A 15744-nucleotide genomic window follows, 5' to 3' on the forward strand; every position below is an offset into this window, starting at 1 on the left:
CAAAAAAACGGCGGACCTCATGGCCCGCCGTTTTCGTTTGGATGAATGCCCGGGTCAGGCCCGGGCATGACGATCCGAATTAGTTATCCAGGAATGACCGCAGCTTCCGCGACCGCGACGGATGCTTCAGCTTCCTTAGCGCCTTCGCCTCGATCTGGCGGATACGCTCTCTCGTCACGCTGAACTGCTGTCCCACTTCTTCCAGCGTGTGGTCGGTGTTCATGCCGATGCCGAAGCGCATGCGCAGGACGCGTTCTTCGCGCGGCGTCAGTGACGCCAGCACGCGCGTGGTGGTCTCGCGCAGGTTGGACTGGATCGCGGCGTCGATCGGCAGGATCGCGTTCTTGTCCTCGATGAAATCGCCGAGGTGCGAATCCTCTTCGTCACCGACCGGGGTTTCCAGCGAGAGCGGCTCCTTGGCGATCTTGAGGACCTTGCGGACCTTCTCGAGCGGCATGCCGAGCTTTTCGGCGAGCTCTTCCGGGGTCGGCTCGCGGCCGATCTCGTTGAGCATCTGGCGGCTCGTGCGCACGATCTTGTTGATCGTCTCGATCATGTGCACGGGGATACGGATGGTGCGGGCCTGGTCCGCGATCGAGCGGGTGATCGCCTGCCGGATCCACCACGTGGCGTAGGTCGAGAACTTGTAGCCGCGGCGATACTCGAACTTGTCGACCGCCTTCATCAGGCCGATGTTGCCTTCCTGGATCAGGTCGAGGAACTGCAGGCCGCGATTGGTGTACTTTTTCGCAATCGAGATCACGAGACGGAGGTTGGCTTCCACCATCTCCTTCTTGGCCTGGCGCGCTTCGCGCTCGCCCTTCTGCACGGAGTGCACGATCTTGCGGAACTCGACGATCTCAAGACCGGTCAGCGCGGCGAGCTGATGCACCTCGTGGCGCAGGTCCTTGATGCGGTCCTTCTCGTGATGGACGAAGTTCTTCCAGCCCTTGGCCGAGAGTTTCGACACCCGGTTGAGCCAGCGCGGGTCCAGTTCAGACCCCGTGTAGTTGCGCAAAAAGTCTTCGCGCGCGACGCCGTGGCTGTCGGCGAGGCGCATCAGGCGGCCCTCATGCGAGACGAGGCGCTTGTTGATGTCGTAGAGCTGCTCGACGAGTGAGTCGATACGCGCCTGGTTGAGGCGCAGCGACTTCACCTCGACGATGATCTCGTCCTTGAGCTTGCGGTACTTGCGCTCCTGGTGCGGCGACAGCGAGGGACCATGCGAGGTGCTCTCGAGCTGGTTCTGGATGTCCTGCTCTTGCAGCTTGCGCAGCTTCTTGTAGCTCTCGGCGATCTTGTCGAAGATCTCGACGACCTTCGGCTTGAGCTCGGCCTCGATCGCCGCCAGCGACATCTGGTTCTCGAACTCGTCGTCCTCGTCCATGTCGGCTTCGGCGGCGGATTCGCCCGGATCCTTCTCTTCTCCGCCTTGCCCGCCAGCGGCAGGCTGCGCGGCGCGGAACGGGGTCGGCGACGGCGGAGCGGCGGGCGGGGCGACATGCGCGGGGGCGCCGGCCGCTGCGGCCTGGCCACCCTCGGCGGGCGCTTCACCGTTCTCGCCGGTGGGACCGGCGATCATCGCATTGTTCATGCCGGCCTTGGCGTCGGGACCGGCATAGGTGGCTTCGAGATCGATGATGTCGCGAAGGAAGATCTTGCCTTCGTTGAGCTCGTCGCGCCAGATGATGATGGCCTGGAAGGTCAGCGGGCTTTCGCACAGGCCTGCGATCATCGCCTCGCGGCCGGCCTCGATGCGCTTGGCGATCGCGATTTCGCCTTCGCGGGAGAGCAGCTCGACCGTGCCCATCTCGCGCAGATACATGCGCACGGGATCGTCGGTGCGCTCGCCCGGCTCGCTCTTCTTGACCTCGGTGACGGCCTTCTGGGTGACTTCGACGAGCTCGTTGTCGGTCTCGTCCTCGCCGCCCTCGTCCTTCTCCTCCTCGCCTTCGCTGTCGTCGGCTTCGGTGACGTTGATGCCCATGTCCGAGAGCATCGACATGATGTCCTCGATCTGTTCGGGCGAAGTCTGATCGGACGGCAGGACTTCGTTGAGCTGATCGAAGGTCACGAAGCCGCGCTTCTTGGCCTGCTTGATCATCTTCTTCACGGCCGCGTCGGACAGATCGAGCAACGGCGAGGGCGCGTCCTGGGAGTCCTTCTCCGGCGCATCCGCTGCCTTGTCGTCCTTTTCCTTGTCCTTCGCCTGCAGCGTCTTTGCCTTGGTGGCCATCCATTGCTCCTAAACGCGCTTCATGCGAGACGCTGCGCCGCGTCCGCGTGAATTCACATGAACCTGTTGCCCGACGCTCTCGCTTCGGCAGCTCTCGACACGGAAAGGGCGGCGCGCATGTCTCTCGCCACCCCCAACTCTCTCTCGCCGGAATTGCCTAACGCTTCGTCAGCTTCTTTGTCGCAGCGGATGCAGGTGTAGTGCCAACAGCGATTGCGCGGATTCATTCCTGACGCGTCTGTTCTGCCTGCGGCCGCCTCTGGGCCAAAGTGCTACAAGACCGTTAAGCCTCGATTAACCCTGTTTTTGCCGCCAAACCCAAGATTTGGCGAGTCTTTTAGCGGTTCCGGCCCCGGCCGTCCGCATGATTCTTTCATCACACGCTCTTCTGGAACCGGCCCGACAGCTCGCCAAAACCCTCGATCAGGGCTTCGGTGCCGTCGACCTCGGCCATCCGGGCCTTGACGTCACGCAGCCACGCCAAATTGGCCTCGCTGGGGTCCTCCCCCAAGGCCAGCTCGGCGTCTTTCAGCTCTCTAAGTAGTGAATGCCATTGCCGATGCAAGGCAACCAGCTGATGCCAAGTGGCGAGAACGTCGTCCCTGGCCGCGCCCTCGCGGGCGCCCCACACCGCCGCGGTCGTGATACCGCTCTCAACCCTTTGAAGAACTTGCGAAAATCCACCCTTGTCGAGATCGCTGCGCATCTTCTCGGCGAGCTCGCCGGGGTCCGGAGAATGATGATGGTCGTTGGCAAAGGCGGCGATGATGCCGGCCCTGAGCTTATGGGCCTCGGGGTGGGCCAGCTCCAGGGCCGCGACCTCCTCGAGATGGTCGTGCAGCAGCCAGGGGTGGTTGATCAGGCTTTGCAGGATCAGGGCCTCCCGACGCGAGATGGCGCTGCGCTGGCCCTTCATGATCGGGCTGGCCGCCAGCTGGGGGCTCGCCGCTTGGTAGGGGCCTGAAGGTAACAGGGTGGGGCCGGGCGCACCGCGGCGCCCTCCGAATGCTTGGCCTCCGAATCCTTGGCCACCGAAGCCCTGGCCGCCGAATCGATTCGCGCCTGCCCCGCCCCGGGGCTGGAATTGGCGGCCGCCGCCACCCTGGCGGAAATTGCCCCGGCCGCCGAAGCCGCCGCGCCCGCCTTCCGGGGCGAAGGCGCGCTGCAGCCGCTCGACGAATTCGTCGCGGTAATAGCGCCGCACCACCTCGTCGCGGATGCCGTTGGTGAGCTCCTTGATGCGCGCCTCCAGTGCGGCGCGGCGTTCGGGGGTGGCGAAATTGCCGCCTTCGAGCTCGCGCGACCAGATCATGTCGGCGAGCGGACGGGCGCCTCCGATCACCTCCTCGATCGCGCCGCGGCCACCGGAGCGGACGAGATCGTCGGGGTCCTGCCCTTCCGGCAGCAGCGCAAAGCGCAGGCTCTTGCCGGGTGCGAGGAAGGGCAGCGCGAGATCGGCGGCGCGATAGGCCGCCTTCTGGCCGGCGCGGTCACCGTCGAAGCAGAGGATCGGCTCGTCCGCCATCTTCCAGAGCAGCGCGAGCTGGCTTTCGGTGAGCGCGGTGCCGAGCGGCGCGACGCTGCCGGCAAAACCCGCGGTCACCATGGCGATGACATCGACATAGCCCTCGACCACGACCAGCGCGCTGCCGTCATGGGTGGCTTTGCGCGCGGTCTGGTGGTTGTAGAGATTGTCGCCCTTGTGGAAGAGCGGCGTCTCCGGCGAGTTCAAATATTTGGCCGGAACGTCCTTCTCCAGCGCGCGGCCGCCGAAGGCGATGACGCGGCCGCGCAGATCCGTGATCGGAAACATCACGCGATCGCGGAAGCGATCGTAGGGAACGGGAATGTCGTCGCCGGCCACCAAGAGCCCGGTCTCGACCATGTCCTCGACGGAGATTCCTAGCTTGCCGAGATGCTCCTTCAGCGCGAAGCGATCGGGCGAGGCATAGCCGAGGCGGAACTGCAATTGCGTCGCCGGCGAGATGGCGCGGTCGGCGAGATAGCCGCGCGCTTTCGCGCCGACGCGCGAGGCCAGCGTCTCCGCGAAATAGGTCGCGGCGAGATCCATGACGTCATGCAGCGTGCGGCGCCGCTGCTCCTGGCGCGCCGCATCGGGCGTCACCGCCGGCAGTGCCAGGCCGGCCATGCTGGCGAGCCGCTCGACGGCCTCGGCGAACGGCAGGCCGTCGGTCTCCATCACAAAGCTGATGATGTCACCGTGCTTGCCGGAGGAGAAGTCGTGGTAAAAACCCTTCTGGTCGTTGACGTAGAAGGACGGCGTCTTTTCCTGCTGGAACGGCGACAGCCCCTTCCACTCCCGCCCCGCCTTCTTCAATTTGACGCGCTTGCCCACGACTTCGGAAACCGAAAGCCGGGCACGAAGCTCGTCGAGGAATTGGGGCGTGAAGCGCATGGGGCCTATGTAGCGCGAACCGGGGTGAGTCGGGCTGGGGATCAGGGATATAGGTGCGGCCTCACCAGAAGTCAGGTTTGTCCGGGTTATCCGGGTTATTCGACCTATGCACAGGGCTTGGGTCCCGTCATTCCGGGGCGCCCCGAAGGGGCGAGCCCGGAATCCATTGGGCCGCCGGAATGCTGGGAGAAATGGATTCCGGGTTCGCGCTTCGCGCGCCCCGGAATGACGAAACTCTTGAACCGCGCCCGGTTCCACGCTTCCATAGCGTCATGTTCAGGACCTTTCGAGGCGGCCATAGCGGGGGTTGGCGCGTCACTTCGATTACAGCGGTGACGGGCGAGCCCCTGCCCTTCGTGCCGGCGCTGTCGGTCACCGACAGCGAGGCCGTCTCGTTGCCGCTGGTGCCCTCGCGCAATGCGTGGCGGCTGGTCGGCGTCGCCAGCAGCCTGCGCTACACCGAACGGGCTGAGAAGCAGCAGCTCGTGGCCGTGCAGGCCGGGCTCGGCCGGATCGAGGCCACCAGCGCGGCGCTGATCCCGATCCGCAAGTCGCAGGCCTGGTGGGAGCTGACGCAGGAAGAGCGGCGCAAGATTTTCGAGGACAAGTCGCACCACATCGCGAGCAGTCTTCGTTTCCTGCCCGCGATCGCGCGCCAGCTCTATCATTGCCGCGACCTCGGCGGCCCCTTCGACTTCCTGACCTGGTTCGAATTCGCCCCCGCGGACGCCTCGCTGTTCGAGGAGCTGGTCGCGATGCTCAGGCAGACCGAGGAGTGGAGTTACGTCGAGCACGAAGTCGACGTGCGCGTGGTGAAGGAAGTGCTGTCGGCTTAGTGCTCCAGGAAGCGCCCGGACTCGATGTGCGGCAGGTCGGTGACGGGCCAGTTATAGATATAGGTCCAAGCCTTCTCGACGGCGCCGTCGGCGCGCGTCACGTCGATCAGCCGGCGCAGATATTCGGTCGGCTCGGGAAAGCCTTCGCCGCAGGCCTCGTACATGTCGAGCTCGCCCAGGAGCTCGTCAGGCACGCGCATCTGAAAGAGTTCGCCATGGACGATGTCGGAGGCCGCCTCCGACAGCAGCAATCCCGGATAATGCTTCACCAGAACGAGCCGGCCGCGGCAGGTCGCCTCGCCCAGAAAATCAGCATGCCCCGCCAGCAGCCGCGCCATCGGATGGTCGAAGCCGCGCATCAGGGTGCCGTAGACGAAGAGGCGATCGGAGGTCATGCTGTTCTAACGTTGCGACGTCGGTGCAATATCGTTACTCCCTTACACAAATTATCGTTTCATAGGCAATCAGGATGGACCAGCACACCGCCGAGACGACCGATCAACTGCTCGGCGCGGGCGACATTCCGCCCGTGCATGAGATGAATGCGCAAGCGACATCGCCCTTCCTGCTCACCGCGGATCATTACGGGCGGGTGCTGCCGCGCGCGCTCGGCGACCTCGGCGTCACGGCAAGCGAGATGACGCGGCACATCGCCTGGGACATCGGCATCGCCGGTGTCGCCGAGCGGCTCGCCAAGCTGCTGGATGCGCATCTGATCGCGCAGCGCTATTCGCGGCTGGTGATCGACTGCAACCGCCCGCCCGAAGCAGTAAGCTCGATCCCGGTCATCTCCGAAGCCACCGCGATCCCGGGCAACGAAGGGATTTCGGAATGGGAACGCGAGGCGCGGCGGCGCGAGATCTTCGAGCCCTATCATGATCGCATCGAAGCCGCGATCAGCCGCCGCCTGCACGCCGGGCAGCCGACGGTGCTGGTGTCGCTGCACAGCTTCACGCCTGTTTATGCCGGCGTCGCGCGCCCCTGGCACATCGGCGCGCTGTATAACCGGGACACCGTGCTGCCGCAGCTGCTGTTGAAGCATCTTCGCATCGAGAGCGATCTCGTCGTCGGCGACAACGAGCCCTATGCGGTGAATGACCTCACCGACTACACCATTCCCGTGCACGGCGAGGCGCGCGGCCTCGTCAACACCGGCATCGAGATCCGGCAGGATCTCATCGCCGACCAGTCCGGCCAGCAGCAATGGGCCGAGCGACTGGCAAGGATTTTTGCGGAGATCGAGACGGAACTGAGGGCCGAGCTGTTGGTCGATTAGCCCCGCGTCGCGACGAACAGCGCCAGTGCGGCGAAGATCGCGGCGATGCCCCACAGCAGCCAGGCGATGCGGCCCGCGCCGTTTGCATCGAGCGTTGCCTCGGCCGGGTTGTCGGGATTGACGCGGACCTCGACGGTCGCGCCGTCCTGGTAGCGCGCCATGAGCTTCTTCAACATCTTCTCGGACCCCGACGGCGTCCCGGCCGCGACGCGCGCGCATTCATTGGTGTAGCTGACGTTCTGATAGCGATAGGTGTAGGTCACGCGCTTGCCGAACATCTCGGTACCGCGGCGCTCGCCCGGCTCGCTGGCCTCGTAGTAATGCTCGAGTGCCGACAGCTTGATCGTGCCCCGCACCACCGGCCAGCGTGCCGCCATCGACGCCTGACGTCGCACCCCGTACCCCAGCAGCGCGATGACGAGGCCGAACGCGCCGAGTCCGACGACGAGGCCCGCGAGATCGGGCCGGGCGATGTGGTGCGCGAGGTATGCATAAGTCTGGTTGAGACCGAACGCCGAGCCGAACACGATGCCAAGCACGATCGCCGTGCCGATGCCGAGGCAGCCCCACAGTCCCTTGGGCAGATCGCGCTCCAGCACGGCCTGATCGGGATGGCGCGGATTGTAATAGACGGTGACGATGCTGCCGGCGGGATACTTTGCGAGCTTCTCGGCGACCTCGAAATTGCCGAGATCCTCGCCGATCGAGATGCGGTTAGAGCGCAGCTTGCGGCCGCCGACCGCATATTCGTAAGTCACGTTCGCAAAATTGCGTTTCTCGAGGCGATAGCCGTCCTCGCGGTCGCTGTCGGAGACCCTGACCTCGCGCACCTCTGCAACCGAGGTGACGACCTTGCCCGGCGCTTGCGGCCAGTTGCGCGCCTCGCGCACCTGCCAAGTCTTGACGATTGCGGCGACCAATAGCAGCCCGAGCGGCGCGAGCAGCATCGCATAGACGAACCAGGGCAGATCGGGCACGGCCAAAATCCTTCGTCAGCGGCAATGCCCGATTGGACGCTTTGCCGCAGCGAAGGGTTCAAGCCAGGCCGGCTGGGAGCAAGGTTATTTCGCCCGCGTCAGCGCCAGCCAGACGCCGCCGCCGATCATGAAGCCGCCGGAGATGCGCGACATCAGGCGCGTGCGGCGCGCCGAGAAGAATTTCCGCGCGCGCCCGGCGGCGATGGCGTAGAGCGCGTCCGTCATCACTGCGGTGACCATGAAGGTCGCGCCCAGCAGCGCGACTTGCGGAAAGTGCGGCTGGTTCATGTCCATGAATTGCGGGATGAAGGCGCCGAAGAACACCAGCACTTTCGGGTTCGACAGCAGCACCAAAAACCCCTGCAGGAAGAAGCCGCCGCGCGGCGGCGGAGGCGGTGCGTCGACATCGACGCCCTCGACCGGCGCCCAGATCAGCTTGATGCCGAGCCAGACCAGATAAGCGGCGCCGGCAAAGCGCACCCAGTCGAACCAGTAGCCCATGGTCGCCATCAGCGAGGTCAGGCCGACCGCGACGATGCCAATGACGATGGCAAGCCCGGCTTGCGCACCGGCAACGTTGGTGAGCGCGGCACGCGTGCCGTGGCGCAGGCCGTTGGCGATGACGAGGGTGACGATCGGCCCCGGCAGCAGCGCCAGCGCGATGCAGGCGGCGAGGAAGGCAAGGTAGGCTTGCATGGACATGATGGGAGACTCGGCTGAAAGCGGTTCGGAGGTATTAATGCATGGGACGGGCGGGAACGGAAGGCGGATGAGCGCAAGGTCTACGCCCCACCACCGGTGTCATACCCCGCGCAGGCGGGGTATCCAGTACGCCGCGGCCCTTCCGTATTTCACAACCGCCGCGGAGTACTGGATCACCCGCTTTCGCGGGTGATGACAGCGGAGAATGGGGGAGATCGTGGGCCCCGCACCTCATCGCCGCGCGCCACATCGTCAGTTCTTCGGCAGGCCGGCCACAGTGCGCGCCGGTCCCGACAGCTCGAGGATATGCAGGCCGGTATTGGCGCGGTCGACGATATAGATGTAGCCGCGATCGTCGGTCTCGACATTGTTGGTCTGGATCGCAACCTTGCAGCGCTCGCCGCCCTCGATCGGGATGCAGCGCTTGTCGGTGGCAGCAGTGATCGACGGAATGAAGTAGCCGACCTCCCTGGGATGATAGGGATCGCGGATGTCGAGCGCGCGCACCCCGGCATTGAAGAAGGCGATGAAGGCCATCTTCTTGTAATAGACCGGCGCCATGCTCTCGCTCGAGGAATGCGCGCCGAAGCGGCCGCCGCGCTGGCAGAACTGCCCGCTCGCTTCCGGCACGGTGTAGCTCGAGATCATCATCGGCCGCGTCTCAGTGGTGACGTCGGCGAACCACACCATCTGCCGCGCCTCGCCGCATTCGTTGAGGATGGCTTCATTCACGATCATGACGATGTCGCGGGTCTTGCCGTCCTTGTCCTCGGCGAACTCGGCGATGGGCATGTCGAGCATCGGGAACGTGGTATGAGCGCCGTTGAAGGCGGACATCGGCAGGCGCGAAATCTCGGGATAGCGCAGATTGTCCGGCGTCGGCTCCTTCGGCCCGTTCAAGAGCTTGTCGCGATCGACGATCTGCAAAATGCCGCCTTTGTTGGTGCCATAGCCGAAATAGACGCGGTTGCCATCGGGTCCGGTCGAGATCGGCCCGTGCAACTCGGTCGGCACCGCCCCGGTCGAACCGGGCTCCTGACCCGGCAGGCCAAAGTCGCGGATCTTCTGCGGATGCGCGGGATCGGAGAGATCATAGATCTGCGTCATGCGCCGCGTGCGCCAGTCCGGCGCGCCCGAGACGAGATAGGCAATGCCGGTGTCGCATTCCCACCAGCTCTTGTGCGTGTCCTTCAGGCCGCCGATGCGCGTGATGAGCACCGGACTGGCGGGGTCGGTGACGTTCCAGATCTCATGCGCCTCGCTGCCGAAGGTCCTGAGCATGTAGACCGCGTTGGGATCCCCCTTCGGCAACGCCTTGCCGTCGCATACCCGCACCATCTGCGCGCCGCCGGATTCGTAATTGCCCTCCTGCCCCGGCAGGTGCCGCAGATATTTCGGGCGCGCGGGATCGGTGACGTCGACGATCGACGTTCCGTTCGGCTCGGCCTTGCCCGTCATCGGGTTGACGGGTGCAGGCACATCGTCCGTGCCGCCGTGATGGCCGATATAGGCGATCCAGCGGTTACCCTGGTGATGGATGGTTGGCTGATAGGCGCTGCGGGCCTGGAGGTCGCTCATGCCGACGAGCTTCATGTTGGACGCTTCGGGCGGCGCGCCGGCGGTTTGCTTCTGCGCGTCAGCCGCGGTGCTGCAAACGAAGAGAACAAGGGCGGCAGCAAGAAAAACGCGACGGAACATGAAAGTCCTCCCGGAACCAATCTGCGTTGGCTGAGATGAAAAGCTAGCACGGTCGATTGCGCGCGCCAAAGACACCATCTTGACATGCAACCATTTGGTTGCCTATTATCATTGCCATGGATGAGGTGTTCAAGGCGCTCGCCGATGCGTCACGACGCTCGCTGTTGGACCGGCTTCACGCCAGGAACGGCCAGACGCTGAACGAGCTCTGCGAGGGCCTTGCGATGACGCGACAGGCCGTGACCAAGCACCTTGCGATTCTGGAGGAGGCCAATCTGGTCACCGCCATCAGGCATGGCCGCGAGAAGCTGCACTACCTCAATCCGGTGCCGATCCATCAGATCGGAGAACGCTGGATCAAGAAGTTCGAGCGCGGCAAGCTCGCCGCGCTCGGCGAGTTGAAACGTCAGTTGGAGAAGCGCGATGAGTAAGCCGCAATTCGTCTATGTGAGCTATATCGAGACCACTCCGGAAAAACTGTGGGAGGCGCTGACGTCGAGCGAGTTCACCAGGCAATATTGGTTCGGCGCCGAGGTCAGGTCGGACTGGAAGGTCGGCTCGCCCTTCGCGCTCCTGCTGGACGGCGAGGTCACGGATGCCGGCGAGATCCTGGAAGCCGATCCGCCGCGGCGCCTGTCCTACAGCTTCAAGCACCACAAGTTCGAAGAGCTCCGGGGCGAGCCGATCTCGCGCGTCGTCTTCACCATCGAACCGTTCGGCTCGCTCGTGCGTTTGACCGTGCTGCATGACGGCTTCGTCGAGGGCGGCAAATATCTCGGCGCCGTCTCCAACGGCTGGCCGGCGATCCTGTCCCAGCTCAAGAGCCTGCTCGAGACCGGCAAGCTGCTCGGCATCCCGCGCACAGCCCTCAACAAGGGATTCGACGCAAAATGAACCTCGATCAATTCAAGCCGCTGACGGTCTACACCATCTACATCGCCTCCACGCCGGAGAAGGTGTGGGAAGCGCTGACCTCGGCGGAGTTCAGCAAACTGTACTTCTTCGGCAATAAAGTGGAGGTCGAGCCGCGCCTTGGCGGCGCGTTCATCGTGCGCACGCCCGACGGCGCGCTGCACATCAGCGGCGAGGTTCTCGCCTACGATCCGCCGCGAAAGCTCGCGGTCACGTTCAACGTCAACTGGCCGGAGCTGATCGAGAAGCTCGGCCCAACGCTCGTGACTTACGAGATCGAACAGGTCGGCGATGCGGTACGGCTGACGATGAGCGAGGGCCACGATCGCCCGCTCAGCGACGACATCCTCGCCGGTGGCCGCTCTGGCTGGCCAGCGATCCTGTCCAGCCTCAAGAGCGTGCTCGAGACCGGCAAGCCGCTGGTCGTGAAGCTGGGCCCGCCGCAGCGGATGCTGGACGCGCTGAAGGCGATGGGGATCAAGACGCCGTAGGGGCGCCGCGAGTTCGGTCTCGTAGGATGGGCAAGGGCGCACTTGCGCCGTGCCCACGACCAACCCAACATCGCAACAGAACCGTGGGCACGCTTCGCTTTGCCCACCCTACGGCACTGCCCAAGGGGCGAAGGGGACGCGCTAAACCGGCACCACGAGCCGCCGATAAAGATGCCAGGTCGCATGCCCGAGCACCGGCAGCGTCACGATCAGCCCCAGAAAATACGGCAGCGCCGAGACGATCAGCAGCATCACGATCACGGCGGCCCACGAGATCATCGGCAGCGGGCTCGCCACCACCGCGCGCACGCTCGTCACCATCGCCGTGACGAAATCGACCTCACGGTCGAGCAGCAGCGGAAACGACACCACGGTCAGCGAGAACAGGAGCAGCGACAGCACGGCACCGACGGCGTTGCCGATGCCGAGGAACAGCAGGCCTTCATTCGTGGTCAGAACCACGGTCATGAATTCCTGAAGGCTGGAGAAAGAGGCGTTGAGGCCGAGCAGCAGCGCGATCAGGAGCCGCACCTGGTACATCCAGACCACGAACACGAACAGCGTGACGAACGCCATCCAGCCGATCTCGCTGCGCGAGCGCACGGCGGACCAGATCGCGCCGAAGGAGACCGGCTCGCCGCGCTCACGGCGGCGGCTGACCTCGTAGAGGCCGATCGCCACGAACGGTCCGATCAGGGCGAAGCCCGCCGCCAGGGGATAGACCAGATAGACCATGCCGTAGGCGGTGAGACACAGCATGATGACGATTCCGCCGGCGGCGTAGAGCGCGCCGAAGCCGAGACCGTAGAGCGGCAGGGCCTGGAAATCACGCAGGCCCTCGACCAGCGCTTCGGCGATGTCGGTCGCCGCGACGGGACGCACCACCGGATCGACCTTGCCCGAGATGGACATCAGCATCCTCCACACATCGGCGCGATCTTTTCGTCGCGCACGGGTCGGCCACGATCTTAGCGCTGCCGCGCGCAGGCGCAACTTGATGCCGGATGATGGGAAGGGAGCGACGACGCCCGCCCTTCGGAATCGCGAGGCGGCTCGAATTCTTTAATCTTCTGTGCGATTTTCGAGCAATTCCTATGGACTGCGCAGACGATAATCCGCAAGTTTTACCTTCGAACAAACACCCGCGATGACCAGAGCGGACCGCCCCACCGATGAGCCTGCGTACCCGGTTACTGATCCTCGTCATCGCGGCCATGCTGGTGCCGGCGAGCCTCGTCGGGCTGCGCTTCGCGCAGAACAGGTCCAGCGAAATCAACGCGGCCTTGGCCAATTTGGCGGCGAGCGCCGACGACATCGCGAGCGATCTGGACGAGAAGATCCAGGGCACCGCCCAGCTTCACTATGGTCTCGCCCGTGCCCGCGACCTCGACACGCGCGACAAGGCGGCGTGCTCGGCGTTTCTGTCGGAGGTGCGCGAAGAACACCCGCAGTTCACGGGTATCCTGACCATCGATCCTGACGGCAGACTGTTCTGCGACTCGCTGCGGACCAACCGCACGCTCGACCTGAACGACCGCGCCTATTTCAAAGAGGTCAAGAATCTTCGAGGCGTCGTCGCGGTGGAGCCGGTATTCGGCCGCCTGACCGGGCTGTCAGTGCTGCAGATCGCCTATCCCGTGCGATCGGAGGCGGGCGCGCTGAAATTCGTGCTGCTCGCGTCATTCAACCTGAACAAATTCGCGGAATTTCACGACAAGCGGCTGCTCGCCGAGAAGGACATCCTGCTCCTCGACGCCAAGGGTACGGTCCTGGTCGCCCCCAACAGCGGCGGCTGGAGTGAGCCCGTCGGCGGATCCATTGCGGGCTCCGATCTGTTCCGCTTTGCGGCAGCGCCCGATGGCGAGCCATTCCGGGAAATCACCGACAGCGGGGGCCGCACCCAGATCTGGGGCGTCGCCCGCTCGCCCTCGATCCGCAAGGCCGGCCTCACCATCCTGGTCGGACGATCCAAGGACGGACTGGTCGCGGCGGCCAACCGCCGGCTCTACGAGGACATGGCAATTCTCGTTGTGGCCTTGCTGCTGCTTCTGGCCGGCTTATTGAGCCTCGCGACCGTGAGCATCGGGCGTCAGGTCAAGCGGCTCGCCGCCATGGCAAAGAGACTCGGACGCGGCGATCTCAGCGCGCGCATTCCAGAGCCCCATCCGGGCGGCGAGCTCGGCGGATTGATGACGCTGCTCAATATCACTGCCGAATCGCTCGAGCAGCAGCGCAACGCGATCGCGGATCTCAGCCACAAGCTCAGCCAATCCCAGAAGATGGAAGCCATGGGCCAGCTCACCGGCGGCGTGGCGCATGATTTCAACAATCTGTTGACCGTCATTCTCGGCAACTCGGAGCATCTTGCCGACAGGCTGGCGGGAAACAAGGAATTGCACCGGATCGCCGGCGACATCGCGACCGCCGCCGAGCGCGGTTCCGACCTGACCAAGAGCCTGCTCGCCTTTGCGCGCAAGCAGCCGCTCAGGCCGCGCGAGATCGACATCGCCGAGAAAGTTCTCGGCATGGAGCAGCTCTTGCGCCGGACCTTGGGCGAGCACATCGAGTGCCGCTTCGCGTTCGAACCGGATCTGTGGCCGGCCAGCGTCGATCCCGGCCAATTGACGACGGCCGTGCTCAACCTCGTGCTCAACGCGCGCGACGCGATGCCGGAAGGCGGCAAGCTGACGGTCGAGGTCCGTAACAGCTCGCTCGGTGAATCCGACCTCGACGTCAACGGCGAGCCGCGGCCCGGCGACTACGTCATGGTCGCCGTCACGGATACCGGCAGCGGCATGAGCTCCGAAGTGGCGAGCCGCGCCTTCGAGCCGTTCTTCACGACCAAGGAGGTCGGCAAGGGGACCGGCCTCGGCCTGAGCATGGTCTACGGATTTGCACAACAGTCCGGCGGGCTTGTGCAGATGCAGTCCGAACCGGGACAGGGCAGTGTCGTCAGGCTCTTTTTTCCGCGTCTCGCAACACCGCCGAGCGAGGATCCGCCACCTGCGGAGCAGACCGCCACACAAGCCGGACACGAGACCATTCTTCTCGTCGAAGACGACGACATGGTGCGAGCCTATGTCGAGAACGAGCTCAGGACGCTCGGCTACCGGGTCATCGCGACGTCGAACGGACCCGCAGCGCTGAATGTGCTGCGCCAGCCCGGCGACATCCATTTGCTGTTCACCGACGTCGTGATGCCCGGCGGCATGTTCGGGCCGGAGCTTGCGAGGCAGGCAAGCGAGCTGCGGCCCGGGCTCAAGGTGCTCTTCACCTCCGGCTACAGCCAAAATCCCGTCAAGACACCCGACGGGATCGGCGAGGCCCGCATTCTGACCAAGCCGTTCCGGCGAAAGGATCTTGCCGCGATGCTGCGCTCCGCCCTGTCGGAGCCGTCGCGCTAGATCGCGAGCTGGAGCGCCACTGCGAGATTGGCCGCGAACAGTCCCGCGTCGATGACGAAGATCCGGAGCATCGGACCTTTCAGCACCGGCCAGTAGGCGACCCCGACCCGTCCGCCACGCATGAGCACGGGTACGTTGTAGATGAATTGGCTGAAATGGCAGGCGGAGAAGAACAGGAACAGCGCGAGCTGCGCCTCGACCGGCTGGAAGAAAGACGGACGCACGGCAAGAAGATAGAACGACAACAGCCCGATGGGCAGATTGATTCCGCCCAGAAACGCAACGCTGGCCGCCAGGGTCGGCGCGATCGGATTGCCGCGCTCTTCCCGCGGCAGCAATATCTTCAGCGTGTTGCGCTGGGCAATGCTGAACTGGACGAATGCGCCGACAAACCAGAGCGTGTTGAGGAGCAGAACGATATCCGAAAGGCGCATGATTATTTTCCGTAGAAGGCTTCGCTGCGGACGACGCGGCCGGCATCGTCGAAATCCATGAACTCGCTGGCCCGCGTGTCGCCCAGCTGCCACCACACCGTCAGGCGCGCGATCGCCTCGTCCCAGCTCCAGCTCAGGATCTTCAGGTCGGCGCTTTCGATGTGGCCATAGGCTTTGCGCCAATAGGCGCGGATATTCTCGATGCCGGCCACGACAGGAGAGCCGGTCAGCGTCAGCGCCAGGGGGCTGCGCATCTGCGCATTCTCGGCAAAATGCGCCACGACCGCGTCGATATCGACCTTGCACCAGCTCGCGCACCATGCCGCGACGAACCGCTCTGCGGCTGCGCGATTCATTGTCTG

At 64.6% G+C, this 15744-nt stretch carries 15 protein-coding genes; 6 read left to right on the plus strand and 9 right to left on the minus strand.

Annotated elements, in window-relative coordinates; translation table 11 throughout:
* Positions 1–79 precede the first annotated feature (79 nt).
* The gene (gene rpoD / locus IVB26_RS32665; RefSeq protein WP_247969112.1) at positions 80–2236 is read right to left on the minus strand and encodes an RNA polymerase sigma factor RpoD; all 2157 of its coding nucleotides are present in this window, start codon (positions 2234–2236) and stop codon (positions 80–82) included.
* Between the two features lie 376 nt (positions 2237–2612).
* On the minus strand, positions 2613–4652 hold the full coding sequence (gene dnaG / locus IVB26_RS32670) for a DNA primase (protein WP_247969113.1): 2040 nt from the start codon (positions 4650–4652) through the stop codon (positions 2613–2615).
* 272 nt (positions 4653–4924) lie between these two features.
* On the opposite strand from dnaG, the gene IVB26_RS32675 reads away from it, so the two are divergent.
* A complete protein-coding gene (locus tag IVB26_RS32675) occupies positions 4925–5488 on the plus strand; it encodes a chlorite dismutase family protein (protein ID WP_247969114.1) in 564 nt (187 codons plus the stop codon).
* Here IVB26_RS32675 and IVB26_RS32680 read toward each other — a convergent pair.
* Positions 5485–5883: a gamma-glutamylcyclotransferase family protein gene (locus IVB26_RS32680; protein WP_247969115.1), complete on the minus strand. Its 399-nt coding sequence runs from the start codon at positions 5881–5883 to the stop codon at positions 5485–5487. The genes IVB26_RS32675 and IVB26_RS32680 overlap by 4 nt on opposite strands.
* Positions 5884–5957: 74 nt before the next feature.
* On the opposite strand from IVB26_RS32680, the gene IVB26_RS32685 reads away from it, so the two are divergent.
* Positions 5958–6764: an N-formylglutamate amidohydrolase gene (locus IVB26_RS32685; protein WP_247969116.1), complete on the plus strand. Its 807-nt coding sequence runs from the start codon at positions 5958–5960 to the stop codon at positions 6762–6764.
* Here IVB26_RS32685 and IVB26_RS32690 read toward each other — a convergent pair.
* The 3 genes from IVB26_RS32690 to IVB26_RS32700 form a co-directional block, all read right to left on the minus strand.
* On the minus strand, positions 6761–7741 hold the full coding sequence (locus IVB26_RS32690) for a DUF3592 domain-containing protein (protein ID WP_247969117.1): 981 nt from the start codon (positions 7739–7741) through the stop codon (positions 6761–6763). The two genes, IVB26_RS32685 and IVB26_RS32690, sit on opposite strands and share 4 nt — an antisense overlap.
* An 84-nt stretch (positions 7742–7825) precedes the next feature.
* Positions 7826–8443, minus strand: a complete 618-nt coding sequence (locus IVB26_RS32695; protein ID WP_246918791.1) for a LysE family translocator — start codon at positions 8441–8443, stop codon at positions 7826–7828.
* A gap of 252 nt (positions 8444–8695) precedes the next feature.
* Complete coding sequence (locus tag IVB26_RS32700) at positions 8696–10141, minus strand: LVIVD repeat-containing protein (protein ID WP_247969118.1); 1446 nt, start codon at positions 10139–10141, stop codon at positions 8696–8698.
* Between the two features lie 116 nt (positions 10142–10257).
* On the opposite strand from IVB26_RS32700, the gene IVB26_RS32705 reads away from it, so the two are divergent.
* From IVB26_RS32705 to IVB26_RS32715, 3 genes are read left to right on the plus strand one after another with little or no spacing between them, the layout of a single operon-like run.
* Positions 10258–10572 (plus strand): ArsR/SmtB family transcription factor, encoded by a 315-nt coding sequence (locus IVB26_RS32705; RefSeq protein ID WP_247973331.1) that lies wholly within the window; start codon positions 10258–10260, stop codon positions 10570–10572.
* Positions 10565–11035 carry an SRPBCC family protein gene (locus tag IVB26_RS32710; RefSeq protein ID WP_247969119.1) on the plus strand — a complete coding sequence of 157 codons (471 nt, stop codon included), beginning with the start codon at positions 10565–10567 and terminating at the stop codon, positions 11033–11035. The genes IVB26_RS32705 and IVB26_RS32710 overlap by 8 nt, the downstream gene beginning before the upstream one ends.
* Positions 11032–11544 carry an SRPBCC family protein gene (locus IVB26_RS32715; protein WP_247969120.1) on the plus strand — a complete coding sequence of 171 codons (513 nt, stop codon included), beginning with the start codon at positions 11032–11034 and terminating at the stop codon, positions 11542–11544. Before IVB26_RS32710 ends, IVB26_RS32715 begins: the two co-directional genes overlap by 4 nt.
* 141 nt (positions 11545–11685) lie before the next feature.
* Here IVB26_RS32715 and IVB26_RS32720 read toward each other — a convergent pair whose 3' ends face one another.
* On the minus strand, positions 11686–12456 hold the full coding sequence (locus tag IVB26_RS32720; RefSeq protein ID WP_247969121.1) for a DUF2189 domain-containing protein: 771 nt from the start codon (positions 12454–12456) through the stop codon (positions 11686–11688).
* A 260-nt stretch (positions 12457–12716) separates the two neighbouring features.
* Between IVB26_RS32720 and IVB26_RS32725 the strand changes: the two genes are divergently transcribed.
* Positions 12717–14948 carry an ATP-binding protein gene (locus IVB26_RS32725; protein WP_247969122.1) on the plus strand — a complete coding sequence of 744 codons (2232 nt, stop codon included), beginning with the start codon at positions 12717–12719 and terminating at the stop codon, positions 14946–14948.
* Here IVB26_RS32725 and IVB26_RS32730 read toward each other — a convergent pair.
* Both IVB26_RS32730 and IVB26_RS32735 read right to left on the minus strand, forming a co-directional pair.
* On the minus strand, positions 14945–15382 hold the full coding sequence (locus IVB26_RS32730) for a hypothetical protein (RefSeq protein ID WP_247969123.1): 438 nt from the start codon (positions 15380–15382) through the stop codon (positions 14945–14947). The two genes, IVB26_RS32725 and IVB26_RS32730, sit on opposite strands and share 4 nt — an antisense overlap.
* 2 nt (positions 15383–15384) lie before the next feature.
* Positions 15385–15738, minus strand: coding sequence for a nuclear transport factor 2 family protein (locus tag IVB26_RS32735; RefSeq protein ID WP_247969124.1), 354 nt, complete (start codon positions 15736–15738; stop codon positions 15385–15387).
* Between the last annotated feature and the right edge of the window lie 6 nt (positions 15739–15744).

The organism is Bradyrhizobium sp. 195 (genome assembly GCF_023101665.1).
In the GTDB taxonomy this organism is placed as follows: Bacteria; Pseudomonadota; Alphaproteobacteria; order Rhizobiales; family Xanthobacteraceae; genus Bradyrhizobium.